Annotated in this window: 16 protein-coding genes; 6 read left to right on the top strand and 10 right to left on the bottom strand. The window is 43.4% G+C overall.

Annotated features, from left to right (window positions below):
• Window positions 1-18: 18 nt before the first annotated feature.
• From msbA to rsmG, 6 genes are all read right to left on the bottom strand, one after another.
• On the bottom strand, window positions 19-1,806 hold the full coding sequence (gene msbA / locus JMX70_RS08725; protein WP_227671216.1) for a lipid A export permease/ATP-binding protein MsbA: 1,788 nt from the start codon (window positions 1,804-1,806) through the stop codon (window positions 19-21).
• Between the two features lie 143 nt (window positions 1,807-1,949).
• Entirely contained in the window at window positions 1,950-2,393 is a 444-nt protein-coding gene (locus JMX70_RS08730) for an ExbD/TolR family protein (protein WP_144297593.1), read from the bottom strand.
• Window positions 2,394-2,451: 58 nt separating this feature from the next.
• Window positions 2,452-3,183 carry a MotA/TolQ/ExbB proton channel family protein gene (locus tag JMX70_RS08735; RefSeq protein ID WP_201591329.1) on the bottom strand — a complete coding sequence of 244 codons (732 nt, stop codon included), beginning with the start codon at window positions 3,181-3,183 and terminating at the stop codon, window positions 2,452-2,454.
• An 80-nt stretch (window positions 3,184-3,263) separates the two neighbouring features.
• On the bottom strand, window positions 3,264-4,385 hold the full coding sequence (locus JMX70_RS08740; protein WP_201591331.1) for a ParB/RepB/Spo0J family partition protein: 1,122 nt from the start codon (window positions 4,383-4,385) through the stop codon (window positions 3,264-3,266).
• A 103-nt stretch (window positions 4,386-4,488) separates the two neighbouring features.
• Window positions 4,489-5,274, bottom strand: coding sequence for a ParA family protein (locus tag JMX70_RS08745; RefSeq protein WP_068404866.1), 786 nt, complete (start codon window positions 5,272-5,274; stop codon window positions 4,489-4,491).
• A 180-nt stretch (window positions 5,275-5,454) separates the two neighbouring features.
• Window positions 5,455-6,171, bottom strand: a complete 717-nt coding sequence (gene rsmG / locus JMX70_RS08750; protein WP_144297590.1) for a 16S rRNA (guanine(527)-N(7))-methyltransferase RsmG — start codon at window positions 6,169-6,171, stop codon at window positions 5,455-5,457.
• A 372-nt stretch (window positions 6,172-6,543) separates the two neighbouring features.
• On the opposite strand from rsmG, the gene JMX70_RS08755 reads away from it, so the two are divergent.
• The 3 genes from JMX70_RS08755 (at window position 6,544) to JMX70_RS08765 (ending at window position 11,454) form a co-directional block, all read left to right on the top strand.
• Window positions 6,544-9,375 (top strand): ATP-binding protein, encoded by a 2,832-nt coding sequence (locus tag JMX70_RS08755; protein ID WP_201591333.1) that lies wholly within the window; start codon window positions 6,544-6,546, stop codon window positions 9,373-9,375.
• Window positions 9,376-9,493: 118 nt separating this feature from the next.
• Complete coding sequence (locus tag JMX70_RS08760) at window positions 9,494-10,669, top strand: helix-turn-helix transcriptional regulator (protein ID WP_201591335.1); 1,176 nt, start codon at window positions 9,494-9,496, stop codon at window positions 10,667-10,669.
• Window positions 10,670-10,788: 119 nt separating this feature from the next.
• Window positions 10,789-11,454 carry a TerD family protein gene (locus tag JMX70_RS08765; RefSeq protein WP_201591337.1) on the top strand — a complete coding sequence of 222 codons (666 nt, stop codon included), beginning with the start codon at window positions 10,789-10,791 and terminating at the stop codon, window positions 11,452-11,454.
• A gap of 130 nt (window positions 11,455-11,584) precedes the next feature.
• On the opposite strand, the gene JMX70_RS08770 is transcribed toward JMX70_RS08765, so the two are convergent.
• Window positions 11,585-12,565, bottom strand: coding sequence for an ion transporter (locus JMX70_RS08770; protein ID WP_191691816.1), 981 nt, complete (start codon window positions 12,563-12,565; stop codon window positions 11,585-11,587).
• Window positions 12,566-13,233: 668 nt separating this feature from the next.
• Between JMX70_RS08770 and JMX70_RS08775 the strand changes: the two genes are divergently transcribed.
• Entirely contained in the window at window positions 13,234-13,896 is a 663-nt protein-coding gene (locus tag JMX70_RS08775) for an OmpW/AlkL family protein (RefSeq protein WP_201591339.1), read from the top strand.
• 163 nt (window positions 13,897-14,059) lie between these two features.
• Here JMX70_RS08775 and JMX70_RS08780 read toward each other — a convergent pair whose 3' ends face one another.
• Both JMX70_RS08780 and aceE read right to left on the bottom strand, forming a co-directional pair.
• On the bottom strand, window positions 14,060-15,841 hold the full coding sequence (locus tag JMX70_RS08780; protein ID WP_201591341.1) for a 2-oxo acid dehydrogenase subunit E2: 1,782 nt from the start codon (window positions 15,839-15,841) through the stop codon (window positions 14,060-14,062).
• Window positions 15,842-15,880: 39 nt separating this feature from the next.
• Window positions 15,881-18,694: a pyruvate dehydrogenase (acetyl-transferring), homodimeric type gene (gene aceE, locus JMX70_RS08785; protein WP_201591343.1), complete on the bottom strand. Its 2,814-nt coding sequence runs from the start codon at window positions 18,692-18,694 to the stop codon at window positions 15,881-15,883.
• Window positions 18,695-19,491: 797 nt separating this feature from the next.
• On the opposite strand from aceE, the gene JMX70_RS08790 reads away from it, so the two are divergent.
• Window positions 19,492-19,863 carry a hypothetical protein gene (locus tag JMX70_RS08790; RefSeq protein WP_223808581.1) on the top strand — a complete coding sequence of 124 codons (372 nt, stop codon included), beginning with the start codon at window positions 19,492-19,494 and terminating at the stop codon, window positions 19,861-19,863.
• Window positions 19,864-19,904: 41 nt separating this feature from the next.
• Window positions 19,905-20,687: a hypothetical protein gene (locus tag JMX70_RS08795; protein WP_201591346.1), complete on the top strand. Its 783-nt coding sequence runs from the start codon at window positions 19,905-19,907 to the stop codon at window positions 20,685-20,687.
• 123 nt (window positions 20,688-20,810) lie between these two features.
• Here JMX70_RS08795 and JMX70_RS08800 read toward each other — a convergent pair whose 3' ends face one another.
• Entirely contained in the window at window positions 20,811-21,503 is a 693-nt protein-coding gene (locus JMX70_RS08800; protein WP_200663669.1) for a TetR/AcrR family transcriptional regulator, read from the bottom strand.
• Between the last annotated feature and the right edge of the window lie 205 nt (window positions 21,504-21,708).

Genomic DNA, 21,708 nt, shown 5'->3' on the forward strand with positions numbered 1-21,708 from the left:
TTGACTCAAACAGCAGCTTTATTCAAAATCACGCGCGTACATTTGCGCATAATGGCCATGCAATCGCATCAGCTCTTCGTGGGTGCCTAGTTCAACAACCTGACCACTATCTAACACCGCAATACGGTCAGCTGTTTCAATCGTTGTTAAACGATGGGCAATCACCAGTGTCGTCCTATCTTTCATGACGTTATCGAGTGCTTTTTGAATATAGTACTCTGACTCGTTATCTAACGCACTAGTGGCTTCATCTAAAATCAAAATTGGTGCATCTTTCAATAACGCACGCGCAATCGAGATACGCTGACGTTGACCACCTGACAGCTGCAAGCCTTCAGCGCCAATCTCACTTTGATAGCCATTTGGCATTTTCATAATAAAATCATGGGCAAAAGCGTCTTTTGCAGCGCGCTCGACCTCAGCTTGGGTTTTATCCGCTAGGCTGCCATAGGCAATATTATTAAACACCGTGGTATTAAACAGTACCACTTGTTGATTGACCATCGCAATCTGCGCGCGCAAGCTTTCAAGTTTGATATCGTCAATTAGCATACCGTCAAGGGTGATTTGCCCCGAGGACGTATTTAAAGTACGCGTGAGTAAGTTAACGAGTGAAGACTTACCAGCGCCGCTACGCCCGACCAGTGCTATCGTCTCGCCTGCACGCACATCCAAAGTAAAATCACGCAGCGCTACTGTTGAATCAGGATAAACCAAACTGACATTATCGAACTGAATGTCACCTGCTAGAGTCGGGCTAAGTATGCCTGTGTCTTGTTCTTCTGGCTCATCCAATAAAGTAAAGATTGACTCACCGGCGGCAAGCCCTTTTTGCAATTTTTGGTTGATATCAGTGAGCGAGCGCACCGGCTTACTTAATAATCCTGCGGCAGCAATATAGGAAATAAACTCACCCGCCGAGATATTATCTATCACCGCAGGGCGCAGCGCGAGCCATACAACGACCGCCATCGCCATCGCCATCAATAACTGCACCGCTGGGGTATTAATGCTATTGGTCACAACGACCTTCATGCCTTGGCGCAGATTTTTCTTCGAGGTTATATCAAAACGCTTGGCTTCATACGCTTGTCCGCCATAGTTTTTCACTACCTGATAGCCGCCGATGACCTCATTGGTGATATGGCTGACACTACCCATGGTTTCTTGAATACCTTTAGACAGCTTTAGATAACGCTTTGAAGCCACCCGTATCAGCCATAAAATCGGTGGTAGCACCACAAATAAAATCAAAGTTAAACGCCAGTTGCTATAAAGCAAAAATCCTATCAAAGCCACAACGGTCAGACCATCGCGCAACAAGGTTTTCATCGAATCGGTACTGGCAGCAGTCACCTGCTCAACATCAAAAATAAGCTTGGATGAAATCGTCCCTGCTGGATTTGCCAGATAGAATGAGCTTGGCAAACGCAAAAGCTTATTGAACACTTGAACGCGTAACTCATAAACAAGATTGCGCGACACCAATGCCGTATAGTAATTACCCAAAAAACTGCCCACGCCGCGGACAAAAAACAGCGCCACAATAATAAATGGAAATAAATCCTGTTTGCTTTGGTCGTTTTGATTGATGGCATCAGTGATATATTGCAATAACTTGGCAATCCAAATCTCTGTCGCCGCATTAATCGCAAAACCTATTATAACCAAAATTAACGCCCACCAATAAGGTTTAAGGTAGCTTAACAGACGTAATAAAGTCCTATGCCTGGGCGTATTTGATGGCGCTGCTGACAACTTTTTAGCAGAATTTTTTTTAGAGTCAGGTTGATAAGCTTGGCTCATAAAAGCCTCAATTTAGGTATAAAAGGAAATGACACAAATGCAGCAGTGGCAAGTGAACATAAAATACAGCAGTAAAAACACCAAGGGTCATGATAGTGGCGTTTGATGCTTTTACTGTAGCAATATATCAAACGCCCTAAAATCTATTGCGGCGCAGATGTTGGTAAAGGCTGCCCAAGCGGCACAACCGTACTGATATTGAGATTTAAAAAACCCAGTTTACCAGCGATATCCATGACCCGTACCACCGATTGATGGGTGGCATTTGCATCAGCAGCAATGACAAATAGCATATCACGATTGCTTCCCGCCTCTTGCTGAAGCACGTTAGTCAGCTCGGCCTCATCGCTACTCGCAAGGGTGATGCCATTAACCAAATAACTGCCATCTTCTTGCACAGCGACTTCAATACTATTTTTCTCTTCTGTTAATGCCACTCCTTCCGCTTCCGGAAGAATAATATTTAAGCGGCTAAAGTGATTGAACGAGGTGGCAAGCAGTAAAAATACGATTAAAAATAATAAACAATCAATCATCGGCGTCAGATTGATTTCAAGTGGCTCAACGGTCGGTTTTCTAAAACGCATATCGCTCTCTTTAATGGGCTGCAATGTACAGATTCAACAAATAAGTGACATCACACAATTAAGTTGCTGTAGCGGCTGTCTCTAAATCTGAGGTATCAAGTGAAAGCTCATAACCCTTAGTTTTAGTTGTTTCCGACCCATTAGCAGGTAGAGACATGGTAGAGGCATGCGTATTGTCTAGCAATTGATAATCATACAATTCTTGAATCATCAGTCCCGCTTGCGTCTCAAACTGCGCATTGATATCGATAATACGGCGCTGAAAATAGCGGTAAGCAACCAGAGCCGGAATAGCCACAATCATACCAGCCGCCGTGGTAATCAATGCTTGTGACACGCCAGCAGCTAGCATCGTTGGGTCTTGCATCGCGCCATCCGTAATCGCCAAAAACGACGAGATAATACCCAACACCGTACCTAGCAAACCAAGCAGCGGCGCAATCGCCCCAATAGTACCGAGCATATTGATATTTTTTTCTAACTGATGCACTTGCACACTGGCGCGGTTTTGCATATGCATCGTCATCGAGTCTAGGCCGTATTGGCGATACAGAAGGCCAGTTGCCAGAATATCACCCAAAGGGGTTTTTTCTTTGACATTCATCAGCTGCGTGCGGCCAATATCACCGTTTTCACGTAGACGGGTTATTAGCTGTTCGCGCAATCTATTAGGTACAATTTTATTAAACTGCAACGTATGGCTACGCTCGATAATAATCACCAATGCCAATATTGAGCACACCACGATAGGTGTCATCAGCCAACCACCTGCTTTTACCAGCTCCCACATACGCACTCTCTTCTATGTTTTTGTTAATTATTAAAAGACGGTTTTACATTTGAATAACCAGTTCAGGGGTATAAAAAGCTCTAAGCCTGCGCTTCTATATGCTTGATCAAAGCCGCTAGTTGATCATGATTGTGGAAGAATATCTCAACACTACCCTGCCCATCTTTTTTATGTTTAAGCTTTACTTCTGCGCCTAACATATCAGTTAAACGCTGGGTTAAGCGCTCAACATCGCGAGACTGTACTTGCTCGGTGCGATTAGCTTTTGGTGCTGGCTGCAAGATTGACTTAACCAATTTCTCAGCCTCGCGCACCGTCATGCCTGCATCAATGATTTTTTGCGCAATAATAGGCTGCTGTTCTGATGATAGCGCCAACAGGGTACGCGCATGTCCCATATCTAAAGCACTATTTGCCAAATGATCTTTAACTGTATCGTGCAGCTGATTCAAGCGCAAAAGATTCGATACCGTGGTACGCGCTTTACCAACGACTTCGGCAATCATGGCATGGCTCATACCAAATTCTGTATGAAAGCGCTGCAGGGCAGCCGCCTGCTCAATCACCGATAAATCTTCGCGCTGAATATTTTCAATCAAGGCTAATGCTATGGCCAATTCATCAGATAGTGCACGTTCAATCGCTGGTATAACCGATTTACCCGCCATTTTTGCCGCACGCCAGCGGCGCTCGCCAGCGATAATCTCATGCGTCACCAAGGCTTCGCTTTTATCTTCATTCGCCAGTAATGGACGAATAACAATCGGCTGCATGACGCCATGCTGCTCAATAGAAGAAGCCAATTCTGCCAGCGCCGTTTCGCTCATATCACGGCGCGGCTGATACTTACCTGCTTGCAGACGTGTTACATCGATTTGCACCAAGCTGATTTGGTCTTCAGAGGTACTATTTTCTGTGACGTTTGTGCGAGCCTTATTAACAGGGGCTTTTTTTATCGTCCGCGCTTTACGATTATTATTGTCATTGGTTTGTTCAGACACTGGCAAGGCAGAAGGCTTGTTAACAGCCGCAGCTGCGCTATCTTCTTGCTCAATAGGTTGTGGTATTTTGGTTGACTCAGTATGCTCACGCACTACCGTGTCATCTTGTAAGGCAGAGGCGGCAATTTGCTTTTCTTTTTTGATTGACCCTAATAAGGCATCTAAGCCTCGATTGGCAGCCAACCCTCTTTTCTTTGCCATGATTACCTATCCTCTAACGCTAAAATAAAAAGCCAAATATTGCTAAATACCGGCTTACTGATAAATATAATTTGCTGTTCTTTTATTAACTTGCAACATGAACTTATAATGATGCGCTCTGCTTTATCACCTCAGCCGCCAGTTTTTGATAGGCGCGCGCACCTTTTGACCATCTTTCGTAAGCAATAACTGGCAAGCCATGTGCGGGTGCTTCAGCCAAACGAATATTTCTTGGAATATGAGTTTTATACATAATATCACCAAAGTGCGCCTCTAACTCAGCAGAGACATCACGCGCCAAGGTATTGCGCGCATCGAACAAGGTTCTGACCACACCGCGAATATAGAGCTTAGGATTAAGTTCAGTGAGACGCTCAATCGTCTGCGACAAATCCGCCAAACCTTCTAGGGCATAATATTCACACTGCATGGGAATAATAACGCTATCGGTGGCAACTAATGCATTAATCGTTAATAAATTTAAGCTTGGTGCACAATCGATAATGACATAATCGTAAGCAGATTTATTGGTCGCGATTTGATCCTTGGCCAACTGCGCCATTGCCGTCTTAAAGAGCTCATGACTATTGGTTTTGCTCATTAAAGTAATGTCCATCCCTGCCAAATCACGATTGGCGCCGATGACATCAAACCCAGCTGGACTACTCACAATCGCCTCAGATAGCGCAACGCCATCGAGCAGTACATCAGCGATGGTCAAGTCCAAGGCGTTCTTATCGACACCTGTGCCACTGGTCGCATTGCCCTGTGGGTCTAAGTCAATCAGTAGTACATGCTTGCGCTTGGACGCTAAGCTGGCGGTCAAATTTACTGCCGTCGTGGTTTTCCCCACGCCGCCTTTTTGATTCGCAATCGCTATGATTTCCATACACTCACTCAATTTAATTAGAATCTGTTACTGATTTTTACTACAGTATTTTTGCCGCTCAAGCTTATTATATTACTCAAATACCTGACACTTACCTATAAGTCTATTTAGACACCAGCGTACACGCCACTTATGACTAAAGAACAATTGTTGCCTCACATAGCGTGACGTGCTCATAGCTTAGACATTTTTATAAGATAATTCAATTAAATGACGACTATCTTGTAAACGCGGTACTTTTAATGCAATCGTTCTTATCTGCCAAGCGTCACTTAGCGCTTGCAACTCTTCATCGCTTGGGGCTTTGCCTTTCATCGCGCATAAATAGCCATTTTCTGCCAAGCGCGGCTGAGCCACTTCGACAAAATCAATCAGACTGGCAAAGGCTCTTGAGGTTACCACCTCGTAGCTGGCTTCATGCGCCTCAATACGCGAGGCGATTGGGTGCATGTTACTCAAACCAAGCTCGCTACTGATTTGCTTAATAAAACGAATTTTTTTCTGATTGCTATCGAGGGCGGTACATTGGCGCTCAGGCTGACAGATAGCAATAATCACCGCTGGCAAGCCCGCCCCCGTACCAATATCAAGCAGCGACCCTGACGGTAAATGCGTTATAATAGCCAAACAATCGATAATATGTTTGATAAGGGCCTCGACTGGATCGGTAATCGCGGTCAGATTATACGCCTTATTCCATAATAAAAGCTGGTCTAAATACAATAATAACGTGCGCTGCTGCTGTGCGCTTAACGTAAGACCCAACTCGTCTATTGCTTGCGCCAGCATAGTTGCAAGCTTAGGTAATTGCGCACCAAGCTTGACAAAACCTGTCGGGTCAATATGACTGTTACCCGTGCTAGCAGACGATGAAGAGGTTTTAGTAGAATCTGACATACGGGTTATCCAGTTTTAACATGTGAACCGTCTATTTTATCATGCGCTCTGCCCATTGAATAGTTGCAGATTACGCCAATGTACGCCATCTTATACTATCTACGCCTATGTCGAGGGCCTATCTTCTTCAATAACCAGCAAGTCAACGTAATAAAATCTCTATTATTACAGCCTAATAAGCTAAAACTTTCACTTTACTATGATACAAAACTGCGCTGAATGTCTTGTCTAAAACGCGCCGATATCTTGTAAGATGTTCTTATTTACTATTATAAATGTAAGCATGATTAAAAATACATTCCTAAACTTAAAGCGCAAACAGTAAAAAATCAGTAACCATTCCACCCTTTTAAAACGACCTACTATATAACTATGACCGAACCGCAAAACACCCCTATAAATCAAGACTCAAAAGACAGCAAATCTATGGCAACACCTGTTAAAAATTCAGCAGTAACAAAAGCTTCTAAGCCAGACAATACAAAGCCGACAGCAATAAAGGCGAACGAGACTGATGAGCAAGAGCGCACTTTAGATATGCCTAATACGCCTCATCCAGTATTTATCGAGGTTAATGAGCGCTGCCTTATTAGTGCCGAGCAGCTTAAGCGTTATACCAATCCTGATGAGCTACCGACCGATACCCGTACTGCCCCTGATCTAGATGTCGGCTTTGGGCAACAGCGCGCCCTGAAAGCCTTGCAGACGGCGCTAGACATTCATGCCAGCGGCTATCACGTCTTTGCCGCGGGCGAAAATGGTTTAGGCAAACGCACAGTGATCAGTCGCTTACTACAACGCATTGCCGCTGATGCACCGACGCCTGATGATTGGGTTTATGTGCACAACTTTACTGATCCGCGTACACCGCAAGCACTGCGCCTACCTGCCGGGCAAGGGCAGATATTGCAACAGCAGGTCAACCAATTATGGCAGCAAGCAAAAAAACGACTTAGCCAACGTTTTCGTAGCGACCAGTATCAAAGCAAAATCGAAGCGATTAAAAATGACACCCATCAAAAAGAAAGTCAGGCTTACGATGACCTTAATACCGAAGGTAAACAGTACGATTTGGCACTGACGTTTCGCGCATTTGATAATAAAGCGGTATTTGTCCATCCTAGCAAGTTATCTACCGAAGAAAACAATCAGAGCATTGACCATTTAAAAATTTCTAGTAGCCAAAAAAATCAAACAACAGTAGAAAAGACTGCGCACCCTACTAAAAATAATCTTGATGATGATAATGCTAACAGCGAGTATGGCAACGCATACGGCAAAAGCGAATATGAAGCTGAGCTGAATAATTTTGCCCAAAAAAACCATATGCAAAAGCGCTTAAGTCAGCTAACCATCGCCTTAGAGCAATTAGAAGACGAAGCCAATGATGCCATTGAAGCATTGCATCGCAATATTGCACGCCGTGCGCTACAACCTTTATTTGCGCCTATTTATGAGCAATTTGCTGCTCATCCCTTGGTTGTCGAGTATCTAAAAACCGTATTTGCCGATATGGTTACGCATGTCGAGCGTATCGTCAATGGTGATGATGAGGAGTTTGTGACGGCCGTTCTTGCCACAACGCCGAGCCGTTATGCGATCAACGTCATTGTCAGTCATACGCCAGATAGTGGCGCCCCCGTCATCTTTGAAGATTTGCCGACGCATTTAAACCTATTGGGTCATGTCGAGCAAATCACCCAATTGGGCACAGTAACCACCGATGTCAGTATGATTCGAGCCGGCGCCCTGCACCGTGCCAATGGCGGTTATCTGTTGTTAGAAGCCAGTCATCTGCTTGAGCATCCTTACGCCTGGCAAGGCCTTAAGCGCGCCCTGCAATCACGTAAAATCAGACTATCTAGCCTTGAGCAGATGCTAACCTTGACAGGCAGCTTGTCGCTTGCGCCCGCACCGATTGACCTTGATATTAAGGTGATTTTGCTTGGCGAAGCGGATTTATATTACGAATTACTCGAGCTTGAGCCGGAGTTTGATGCGGTATTTAAAGTACGTGCCGATTTTCATGATGATGTGACACGTAGCCCTGAACATGAATTGGCATTGGTGGCAAAAATGGCAGACATCATTGATTATGCCAACCTTTATCCGTTTGATAGTAGCGCCCAAGCTGCCTTACTTGAGCATTTAAGCTTACAAGCCGAAGACCAAGACCGCTTGAGTTTGCATAGTGATTTATTGATCAAGCTGTTGCATGAATCCAACCGCCATGCACGTTTGAGCGGTAAAAATATCGTTAGCGCCATACACGTGACCCACGCTATTGACGATATGGACGAGCGCTCAGGATACTTGCGCGACCTATATTGGGATGAGCTAAAAAATGGCCAACAGCTGATTCAGACCAAAGGTGATGCGGTCGGGCAAGTCAATGCACTCACCGTCGTCAGCTATGCCGATAGCGAGTTTGGTATGCCTGCGCGTCTGACTGCCGTCATTCAGCCAAATATTGGCGCGGGTGAAATCCTCGATATCGAGCGCGATGTGGACTTGGGCGGCAGCTTACACGCAAAAGGTATGCTGATTATGACCAGCTATTTGCGCGCCTTATTTAGTCAGCATCATGCGCTCAACTTTAGCGCCTCACTCGCTTTTGAGCAAAGTTACGCTCATATCGATGGTGATAGTGCCACAGTCAGTGAAGGCTGCGCGCTGCTGTCCGCTTTAGCAAACGTCCCGATCAATCAATCTTTTGCGATTACCGGCTCAATGAATCAGTTAGGCGAAGTCCAAGCGGTTGGCGGTATCAATTCTAAAATCGCGGGTTTCTTTGACGCTTGCCGCGAGCAAGAGCTGACGGGACAACAAGGCGTGGTTATTCCGATGGCCAACGTCAAACAATTAATGCTGCGTGACGACATCATTGCCGCCGTCAAAGCCGGCCAGTTTCATATTTATGGCGTGCAGACGCTTAGTGAAGCCTTGACCTTAATGACGGGTCTGCCTGTCGACACCATTAATAAAAAAGGTCGCTACCGTAAAGACACTCTATTTGGTAAAGTGTTAAGTCGGTTGATGCTTTGGGATGAAAATCAAAACGCTGATGACGAAGTCGATGATAAAAAATCGAAGAAAAAGGATAAAAAGAAGCGTAAGGCCAAACGTCAAAAAAAACAAGATAAGCAAAAAAAGGCCAAGAAAGAACCAGATGACTGCTGCGCAAATACAGCAGAGCAACTCTAGACGCTGATATGCTTTTCTGCGATGATGAGTTTTTTGCGCTTTGCTGTTTTAATAAGCTGTATTCATAAATAATACCCTTATAAAAATTAAACTCGTGACTGAATAAAGGTTATCTTTAATGACTGTACATTCTACTGACGCCGATGGTCTTCAATCGCAATCAGCTGTTGATGAGTCAGCAACTGCCCTAGTGCTAGGAGACGTGCCTAAAAAAGTTACTGAGCAAAATGACGAAGTTGTGACAGATAATAAAGCGTCTGAGGAAGCAGCAGATAATCGTCATGGCGCTGCGACAACCGCGCGGCAATGGCAAGTACTGTCGCAGTTGCAGCGCAATCGTTGGGTAGGTACCACCCATGTCTACGAGCAGCTTAAATTGGCAGGTTTTGATATCAGTTTACGCACCGTGCAACGCGATTTAAATGCCCTTGCCAAACGCTTTCCTATCGAAAAAAACAATGCCAATCCACAAGGCTGGCGTTGGAAAGACGATGCGCCGCTGCAAAGCTTACCGCATATGAATTTATCGCAAGCGGTTGCCTTTAATATGGTCGAAGCCAATCTAAGCCAGCTGCTGCCGCCGGTTATTTTAGATGAGCTTTTTCCTTGGTTCGATTTGGCACGCCGGCAACTTAAAAACAGTAAAGTCACCCATTCATGGATTGATAGGGTACGCATCGAGCCTGCCTCGCAGCCTTTGATTGCGCCGCATATTGATTTGGAAAGTAAAGACAATATTTATCATGCGTTGTTTTATCAACTACAAATAAAAGCCAGTTATACTCGTAGCGATAAATCACAAGCCAGCGAATATACCTTAAATCCTATCGCCATCATTCAGCGTGGGGTGATTATTTACTTACTGGCGACGCGTATCGATGACCCAGACGTAATTATTCGTACCTTTGCTCTACACCGCTTTGCCAGCGTTGAGATACTAGAAAGCGCGGCTCAAACCCCTGATAACTTCCACCTCGATAACTATTTAGATGCAGGCGGCATGGGCTTTAGCCATCCTTTATTTAGCCAGCTACCCGATCGTGGCAAACATACCTCAGTTGAGCTACAATTTACCAAACAAGCGGGGAAAAGCTTAACGGAAAGCAAGCTGAGTGACGATCAAACTGTAATCATCAATAGTGATGGAACCCTAACCATACGCGCAACCGTCAACTTAACCTCACAGCTGGTTTGGTGGCTACGTGGCTTTGGCAGTGGTCTATTAGACGCCAAACCTGCGCTCCTATACGAAGCGGTTTTAGACAAACCCATCAATGATGCACAGCGGCAATAAAAAGGTGGCTAATGATTATAATTATTAACGATGATAAAAATTTAACCGCTGTAGCCAATAAGCCAACGTTTATCTTAATTAAAAACCTAATACAAAATTAAAAACCCAAAAGGAATATTATGTCAGCCACTACCCCATCACCGTTACTTTCAGACAGTTTAAGAGCGCTGGGTTTAGACACGGGGACATTATTTTTTGCGCTCAATTATGAATTTACTAAGATTGAGCAAAAAGGCTTATTTAAAAACCTAAAAAAACGCTTTAAGAAAAATGAAGGCGCGATTGATATTGATTTGGCCTGCGTACTATATAACGACAACTGCACCATCAGCGATATCGTTTGGTTTAAACAGTTACGGGATAAGGCAGAATCCGTCAAACATCAAGGCGATAGTCTCAACGGTAAGGACCGAGGTGAACAAGCGATGTATCTTGCGCCCCTTGACCAAGAGCAAATCAGAATTTATTTGGATAAAGTACCTGCGCACATTACCCACATTGCCTTAATCGCTAACTCTTACCACAACCTACCGTTTAGCAGAGTCAAAAAAGGCGAGATTCATTTAAGCGATGATGAAGGCAATCGCGTTTTTGAGGTTAATTTAAAGCAGCTACCACGTGACTGTGTAACGCTTTGGGCGGCACACTTGCAGCGAGAAGTGGATGATTGGCATTTGACCCTGCAAAATCTACCGCTACCTGCAAAAGATTTAGCAACCGCCGCGCAAGAAGTGGCGCATGAATTGGCACGCGCTCTACCGATTACGCCAACTATGTATAACTGATGCATAACCAGTATTAGATTGGTTTTTAGCTACCAATTAAAAAACCTATCAATTAAAAAAGGACAAAACGCTGTTGAGATTTCACGTTTTACCCTTTCCATTTTCATCCAAAAAATTTTAAATACTTACTTTATTCTAACGGCTCACCGCAATGCGGACAAAAATTCTTTTGCCGCACTTCCTTTTCTCGGCGCTCAAGCTCTTTTTCGCGCAGTACTTGCAGTACGATTTCTTGTGCTTGCTCCTTATCCAATCCAAGCTCGCGGCGAATCTTTTCAATCATCATCTGATTTTGCACCAAATCAAAATTACTATCGACCAGTTGCTCACGAAAATCTTGCTCGAGCTCTTCTCGGCGCTGACTCAGCTCATTTGCCAAACCCGTCGCCAAAATACCCGCTGGCAAAGCCGCAAGACCAACGCCTAGTATGGTGATAAGTGCACCTAGTATCTTACCAGCATTGGTGATAGGTGTGACATCGCCGTAGCCTACCGTCGTCAGGGTGACCACCGACCACCACATAGCTTTGGGTATCGACTCAAACTCCTCGGGCTGGACGTGGTTTTCGACCAAATAAATGCCGCTCGACGCTGTCACAATCATAATAATTAAGATAAAAATGACCGCTTGAAACGAGCCTTTTTCCTTACTGATAACCACCAATAAAATACGCAATGAGACAAAATAGCGGGTAAGTTTCAAAATTCGAAACAGGCGCAAAATACGTAAGAAGCGCAAATCGATACTGACAAAGAAATTCAAAAATGCGGGGGCAATGGCAACGATATCAATCAACGCCGACGGACTTTTTAGCCAATCCCAGCGCTGACGCCACGTCGTATTATCAGGTTTGGCTTCAGCGACACTCCATAGCCTCAGTAAATACTCAATAGAAAAGATCACGATAGAGAAGTTTTCAAACCACGTAAAACACGCTTGATACGGGTAATACCAGTTGTCAACCGACTCAGCGATAACCGCCGTGACGTTCGCCATAATCAAAAAAATGAGAAAGTAATCGACATAGCGACTAAAGAGCGTGTCATGCTCATCGTTTTGTAAAATATTATAGACGAAAAGACGCAAGCGCCGAATAGATTGGAATAGCATGCCGTCCCTATGTGGTGTAATACCGGTTTTATGTTATAAAAATCAGGTGGGAGATATCAACAAAAAGGCAGTTGCGCTTGCAGAATCAATGAGGGTTTTTTAAACAATTTATCGCAATTTTTGCTTCAGACGTTATGATTATACAAAATTTATGTAATAAATGTAGGTCGCGATTACTAATAGCAGCGCCGTGACAAAAAATATCAAACGTAAAAAACGCTCATCCGCTCGTAATTGATTGCTTAAGTTTTGGGCTGGTAATAAAAACAAGCCGCATTTAGGACAACAGGCATCTATTTGGTTTAAAAGCTTAATTGAGCGGGCATTTTCGCAGCGCAGCGGAGAGTTACTACAATAACCGAGCATAATATCCAATCTATCCTTCTATCCATGTCATTGTTTAATACTAATGTTTAAAAACGCAGATGTAGCATAAGACAAGCATTTAAAAATGGAAAGGGTAATTTAATCCATAAAATCCATCACGACTGTAACATAAAATACAATTAAGCCAACTTCCTGTTTAAAACCTTACTCCTCGTGAGGTTTTTGTACTATAATAGAGAGATAATGTTACAAGTTAACCATAACATTGTGTAATCAGTCACTACTGTCATCCCTCATTAGCGACTGACCAATAATCATCTATTATGTTGAGGAATCAAACGATGAAACTACAATCCCTAGTTTTAGCTGCTGCAACTGCACTTACCATGACTACTGCTTTCGCTGTACCTGCTGGTACTTGGTCTGTGGCTGCTGGTGCTCACTATGTTGATCCAAAAAGTGATAACGGTACTCTAGCAAACAGTGATCTTAATTTAGTTGCTAATGTTGATGTTGATGGCGATGTACGTCCAACCATCAGTGGTGAATATTTTATCGCTAATAACGTTGGTGTTGAGCTACTGGCTGCCATTCCATTTCATCATGATTTCACTTTAAATGATGCTGATGGTAAAGAGATTTTTACAGGCAAGACTCAACATTTACCACCTACTCTTTCTCTACAATACCACTTCGATGGCTATAACCTGCCTATGAATGTGAAACCTTTTGTTGGTGTTGGTGTGAACTATACAACTTTCTTCAAAGAAAAACTTAATAACAACTTAGGTCTTGAGTTAAAACTTGATGATAGCGTTGGTGTTGCTGGTCATATCGGTCTTGATATCCCATTTGCGCCTACTGAGTCTTTGCGTATTGATGCCCGCTATATGGACATCAAAACAGACGCTACCGTAGTAAATGGTGCGGGCGTTAATTATGAGCTTGGTGAAATTGATATCAGCCCTTGGGTATATGGCGTTGCTTTTGTAAAACAGTTCTAATATAGCTCATTGCTATAGACTGAACGCCATAAATAAAAGAAGCCAGCTTAATAGCTGGCTTCTTTGTGTCTATGAATAGATATTTTTGTAATAAAGGATATAAAAAAGACCATCCGCAGATAGTCTTTTCTATTAACCATGCTATTTTTACTTAACCCTAAAACTATAGCAAAATACGGCGTGGATCCGCCAATAAAGTTGCGATATAACGGGTAAATACCGCGGCATCAGCGCCATTAATCACCCGATGATCATAAGATAGCGATAACGGCAGCATCAAACGCGGCTCGAAAGATTGCTTACTAGCATTCCAACGCGGCTGCATACTGGCTTCTGATACCCCTAGGATACCCACTTGTGGCCAATTTACCAGTGGCGTAAATGCGGTACCACCTAAGTTACCTTGACTAGATATCGTAAAGCTCGCGCCTTGCAATTCTTTAGTCGTCAGTTTCTTATCACGCGCTTTAACCGCAAGCTCACCAATCTCAATAGCAATCTGCTTAAGTCCTTTATCTTGCACATTTTTGATAACAGGTACAATGAGGCCGTCATCAGTCGCTACCGCAATACCCATATTGACGCTTTTACGTAAAATAACTTGGGTATTGTCATCACTCAAATGACTGTTAAAACGCGGATGCTGGGTTAACGCATAAGCGGTCGCTTTGACAACAAAGGCTAAAATAGTGAAGCCGATACCTTCCGCTTTCATAGCACCTTTGAGCTCACCACGTAACTTTTCAGTCTCCGTGATATCAGATAGATCGAACTGCGTCACTTGCGGCAACAAGGTATTATAATTAAGCTGCGGTATTGACACTTTTTGTAGGCGGCTTAAATCTTGTACCTCCGTCTCACCCCATATCTCGGTATTGCTCATATCAGGTAAGCTTGGCAAGCTTGAGCTGACCCCATTACCACTAGCAGGCGCGGCTTTTTGCTTGCTCAAGCTGTCTTTTACATGGGCAAATAAATCTTCTTTTAAGATACGCTCATTAAGCGCTGAACCCGTCACTTGAGAGATATCAACCCCTAGCTGACGCGCAAGCTTACGCACGGCAGGACCGGCATAGATATCGACCATTTTTTCGTTGACTTGTGCTTCGGTCAGCTTGGCATTTGTAGCCTTAGTATTAGTCGAAGAACTAGCGGCTTGTTTAGGCTCGTCTGTTGGTTGCGACTTGTCAGACTGCTCAGCTGATTCCGTTTTGCTAGTTGATTCAGCTGGCTTTGATGCTTGCGATTCAGAAGTATCAGCCTTAGACTCACTAGCATTATTACTGGCGCTATCTGAACCCTCACCAATAATGACAATAAAGTCTTGACCATTGGCGACCATATCGCCCGCTTGCACCAATATTTTTTCGACCTTGCCCGCTTCTGGCGCTGGCACTTCAACCGACGCTTTATCAGATTCAATCAGCAAAATGGATTGATCAGCAGTAACCATATCACCGACACTGACCATAATCTCGGACACTTGCGCTTCATCAACACCTAGGTCTGGCAAGGCATGAGTAGTTGCTTTTCCTACTTGTTCGCCTGCTTGCTCACTTGCTTGTTTGGCAGGCTGAGAAGTACTTTCCTCGGCGGTTTTAGTGTCGTTTTGTTTCTCTGTTTGCTGATTATCCTGCGGCTCATTTCTTTTGTCAGCGACAGATTCTGTTTTGTTTTCTGTGTCAGCGCTTTGACTATCATTTTGACTGTCAGCATCGGCTTCGCTATCAAGCTCAATAAGCACCATACCTTCGCTCACTTGGTCACCAACTGCCACGCTTATTTTAGTTACTTTACCAGCAGCCGAGCTTGGTACTTCTACTGACGCTTTATCAGATTCTAATAAAATGATATTGTCGTCTTTTGCAATAACGTCGCCAACTTCGACCATAATCTCACTGACTTCGGCGCTATCGACACCCAAATCGGGGGCTTTAATGTCCATCCGTAATTCTCCTTGTATTATGATTGCCTTGTCTTTTGGCTATTCTTTGACGTCATCATCATTGAGTAAGGCGGCGTCAGCTGGGTCTTCTGCGCGACCTTCACTACTTATTTCATCATCATCTTCATCGACAAACTCTGGTACAGGGCTCGGATTAACATTATCAGGGGCTGGCGCGTCTGGGAAATGATCATAATGAGGCTGTTGTTGCCATGCAGGCGGTTGATCCGCTTCGATACCGAAGCTTGAAATCGCATCTTTTACCAAACGCATCTCAACTTCACCTTCATCAGCTAAGCGTTTAAGCGTGGCGACCACGATATGCGCGGCATCAACATGGAAGAAGCTACGTAGATTCTCACGGGTATCCGAGCGACCATAGCCATCAGTACCTAAAGTCGTATAAGGGCGATTATCCGGTAACCAAGCACGGATTTGTTCTGAGTAGTTACGCATATAATCTGTAGCAGCAACTACGATACCTTCGTGCGGAGCCAACTGCTCAGTAACCCAAGGTACTATTTCTTCTTCCATCGGATGCAGGCGGTTATAATCATCACAAGCCATACCATCGCGAGTCAGCTCGTTAAAGCTGGTCACGCTCCAGACGTTGGAGCTGATATTAAACTCGTCGTGTAATATTTGTGCCGCTTTTTGAACTTCGCGTAAAATAACACCAGAACCGAGCAGCTGAACTTGGCTTGAGCCATTGTCTTCTAGTAAGTACATACCACGCTTAATACCTTCTTCCACGCCTTCTGGCATGGCAGGCTGTTCGTAGTTTTCATTCATTAACGTTAAGTAATAATAAACGCGCTCGCCCTCGCCATACATGCGGCGTAGACCATCATGCATAATCACTGCCAACTCATAACCAAAGCAAGGATCGTAAGTCACGCAGTTCGGTACGACGTTAAATAGAATTTGTGAATGACCATCTTGATGCTGCAAGCCTTCGCCATTTAGCGTAGTACGACCCGCTGTTGCGCCAAGTAAGAAGCCTTGCGCCTGACAGTCACCTGCCGCCCATGCAAGGTCACCAATACGTTGGAAACCAAACATCGAGTAGTAAATATACATCGGAATCATCGGTAACGCGTTGACAGAATAACTGGTTGCCAGTGCAATCCAAGTACTCATCGCGCCCGCTTCGTTAATCCCTTCCTCTAACATGTGACCATCGATGGCTTCTTTATAACCCATTAATGCTTCACTATCTTCTGGCGTATATTTTTGCCCAGAAGCCGAGTAAATACCCAATTGACGGAACATACCTTCTAGACCAAAAGTACGCGCTTCATCAGGAACGATAGGCACAACGCGGTCTTGAATGTCTTTATTTTTTAGCATGGCTGATAGCAGGCGTACAAACACCATGGTAGTCGATTGCTCTTTACCATTACTGCCTTTAAGCACACGATCAAAAATAGACAAATCTGGAATATTTAATGGAATATGACCACTACGGCGATTGGGCAGATGACCACCTAAGGCTTCACGGCGACCTTTTAGGTACTTCATCTCAAGTGAATCTTCTTTTGGACGATAAAACGGTAGCGTCTGTAATTCGTCATCGGTAAATGGCAAGTCAAAGCGGTCACGGAAATACATCAAAGCTTCATGGTCGAGTTTTTTAATTTGATGCGATTTATTCACCGCTTGTGCTTGGGTCGACAAGCCATAGCCTTTAACAGTTTTGACCAAGACAACGGTCGGTTGACCTTTGGTTTTCATGGCTTCACTAAAGGCAGCATAAACCTTCATCGGATCATGACCGCCGCGGTTTAAGCGCGAGATATCATGGTCAGACAGCTCGTTTGCCATCTCCTCTAGCTCAGGATATTTGCCAAAGAACTCTTTACGCGTAAATTCAGGCGTACGCGCTTCATATAACTGATATTCACCGTCGACCGCTTCTTCCATGCGATATTTAAGCACGCCGGTGGTATCCTTATCTAACAAGGTATCCCACTGACCACCCCAAATCACCTTAATCACGCGCCAGCCTGCACCGCGGAATACCGACTCAAGCTCTTGAATAATCTTGCCGTTACCACGCACAGGACCATCGAGGCGCTGTAAGTTACAGTTGACGACCCAAATTAAATTGTCCAACTTCTCACGACCAGCAAGCGAAATGGCACCCAAGCTTTCTGGCTCGTCGGTTTCACCATCACCCAAGAAAGTCCAAATCTTGCGATCTTCTTTTTCTAGCAAGCCGCGGTTTTCCATATAGCGATGCACGTGCGCATGATAAATGGACATAATTGGGCCCAAACCCATCGACACGGTTGGGAACTGCCAATAATCTGGCATCAAATATGGATGCGGATAGCTTGACAGACCCTTGCCGCCCACTTCACGGCGAAAATTATCTAATTGCTCTTCATCTAAACGACCTTCTAAATAAGAGCGCGCATAAATACCGGGCGCTGAGTGACCTTGATAATAAATCATATCACCGCCGAAATGATCGCTTGCCGCACGAAAGAAATGGTTAAATCCTGTCTCATAAAGGGTCGCACTTGAAGCAAAAGTTGCTAGGTGACCGCCTAAATCATCATCATTTTTGTTGGCACGCATAACCATTGCCAATGCGTTGTAGCGAATCAAAGCCCGAATTTTACGCTCAATTGTCAAGTCACCTGGGTACATTGGCTCATCTTCAACCGCGATGGTATTGATATAAGCGGTATCGAGACGGTTAAATGGCAGTCCTTCTTGTACCGCCATGTTGTATAACGCTTTTAATAAAAACTGCGCCCGATCCTTATCGGCATGTTTGATAACCGACTCAAAGGCTTCCAGCCATTCTTGGGTTTCGGTGCTATCAGCATCCTTATAATAGTTCATCTTAATTAATCCTTTTTATCAGTCAGCCCTGCACGATAACAGGGTGTTATTAAATCAGAGGGTGGTACGTATCTTAATGAGCAATCGATTGACTTGATGCCTTCCCTATAACTTCCTTGCCGCATCTAAGCATCGCATTTACGTTCAGGGTTATAACAGAGAACTCTAAATAAATCGTATCACTGTAGAGTAGCATTAGGCGCGAATAAACACCGTTGTAAAATTAAACGATAGCCACTATGCGCTTCTCACTATCAAATGATAATGACACTCTATTATAGGTACTTATTGTGGATTTGTTTATAGCTATGGAGAAATGCCAATATGACAAGTATTTTTGAAATAAATAGTGGATATTTTTTTGCGATACTTCAGAATATTGTTTAGTCGTTTTATTTTACGGAGCCATTACTTAAATTTAGCATTTTGATGTGTTTGGTCATACTAAAACTGCCTTTCGTCCGTTTTTAGAGCTGCTATAAGAGAATTGGTAAAAAATATTTATAATCTAGTAGAGAGCTATAAAAACAAAAGCGTACATATTTATAACTGCACAGATTAGCAAATATTCACCACCCCTATAATTAAATAGCATCTTCCTTATAATTACCTCATAATCTCTAAATAATGAAGGTGATATCTCATTTAACATTGATACAGTCAGCAAGTAGATAGCGATATGAGAATTGAGGAAGAAATATACTATGAATTGCCTTAGATTTTTAAAGGTTATTTTGTCAACAGTTTTATTATTTATGCTTTCATTAACTCTGGGATATGCTAATAATGGAGTAAAAATGGAACTGACAACTAATAAAGTAGTGAGTGATAAGCAAGGCAAAGTAGTTTATATACCTGTCAGAACTGCTCCAGTAGGCACTATTATCCAGTATAAAGTCATTTATACTAATACTTTAGCCAAAGATATCAATGACTTAATTATTACTCTACCAATTCCTTCAAGTATGACATTTACTGGTGAAGCACATCCTGCTAGCGCTCAAGCTAGTACCGATGGAAAAAACTTTGCTGATATACCCTTAGTGCGTCAAGTAGCTGGAAAAATGACTAATACGCCGCTTTCTGAATATCGCTATATCCGTTGGAATATCAAACTTTTACCTGCAAGAAAATCTGCCAATGTATCTTTAAATACCACGGTAAATTAGTTTTCTCGAAATACTTATTACCTTACTATAAGGTTGTTCTTATGCCTCGCACTAGCATTCAAGCCACTGGCTATAAAAAACCTTTATATACTGTCTTATCAGCTGCGTTACTATTGTCAGCGGTTTCTTGTGTATCAACTACAAGTCTTACGCCAAAAGAGAATACATTAAAGACAGCAGATTACTGTCGCAGCAGCAACGATACTAAAACTCTAGCACCTTCTAAATCACAAAGCGTACAGCAGCGTGCTATGGATTGCATGCTGAACGAATTACAAACTTATCAACAAAAAAACATGAGCGCGCGGCAACAATACTTTGCTTACAAAGCCCAAGCTTGGCTAAACTATGCAAATCATAAAGGCAGTATGAATAGTCGCTCAGACGTTGGTGTGGAAGCTGCCCAAACGGCAGAAAATATCTTGCAAGCGTTAAAAAATGATAAGGTTGAAGAGCTTGCACTTATTGAAGACATTCCGTCTACTTCTGCGCTCATGCGACCTGATTTATGGGCAACGTTAAGCGCTCTTAAAGATAGTGGCGGTATCGATAGCGCGCCACGCGAAATCGCCTTTAGCGAAGTGTCATTAATATGGGCAGCTACCGACCAGTGTGAGCGTGGCGCGAAATCATCAAACAGTCACTTTCGGATGGCAGACCGCTGGTTTGAGCAAGCGCGCGAGGCTTTTGTAAATACTCATGATTCAAAAGCGAATGTCGCTTTAGAAGCGCTTATCGTGCGCTATTATGAAGAATACGCTCCTTTAGATTCAAGCGATGACGGTTGTAACGGTCAAGCGCTACCGATAATGAATAAAAATTAAATGTCCTCTTAAAACACTAAACGATTAATACAATCTCATAAAATTGCACAAAAAAAGCCGACATCATGTCGGCTTTTTTATATTCGTCATTTGGCTCAAAACTCTTGTCTAACTCAATAAAAATTAACGGTTTTTACGCGGTAATTTTTCTGGCAGATAGCAACGCAGATAAGCGATAGACGCCGTATTGGCTTCTTGCAAATACTTCTCAGTAATGCTTTGATGACGGCGATAAGAAACCGTAAAGATGGCATTGATGATGCTGAAGGTAATCAATAATACATCTTGAATATCTTCGAATTTTGGCATCTCATAACGCTCTGATAAGCGCTTATAGACCAATTGCACCACTTGATTGTCCATATGCTCACCATAGCTATCCCCTTCAAAATCAGGCGTATTGGTGTCATAAATCAATTTGGCTTTGGTTTGATCTTCATCAAATATTTGTACACAGCGCTCAATCAACGCGGTCAAGTACGCTTGCCATCTGTCATAATCAACCGTTTCAACCGTTGTCAGCACTTCTAAAATATCGATGGCATTTAAAAAACGCAGTGCTAAAAATATCGCTTCGATATTAGGGAAGAAATGATAAGCAGAAGCTCTTGGAATACCCGCTTCTTCGCAGACAGCTGCCAAAGTGATGTCGTTAATTGCTTGAGTTTCACTCAATTTTTTCGCGCCCATCAATAGTTTTTGACGGCGTGCGCGGCCTTGTTGACTGGTAAATTTGAATTTATTTGGCACCAGCTTCTTTGCCAGCTCAGAATCTACCAGTACATCTTCAATCTTGTCTTCTTTATTTTCAATCATCATAAATCTCTTAAGGTTACGCCCTAACTTTATATAGTTTTCATCAGATAGTACTTGTCCTAAATCGAAGGACTATTTTCTATCAACCGGTAATTTGGGCCAATAGCACCGCTACTATACTAAAATGAAGCAGCATGATAAACGCTTGTAAACTATCAAGCAAGGGACATGAATAGGTTAAAAAATAACTCACTAATTACTAAGT

The organism is Psychrobacter pulmonis, from assembly GCF_904846465.1.
Classification (GTDB): domain Bacteria; phylum Pseudomonadota; class Gammaproteobacteria; order Pseudomonadales; family Moraxellaceae; genus Psychrobacter; species Psychrobacter faecalis.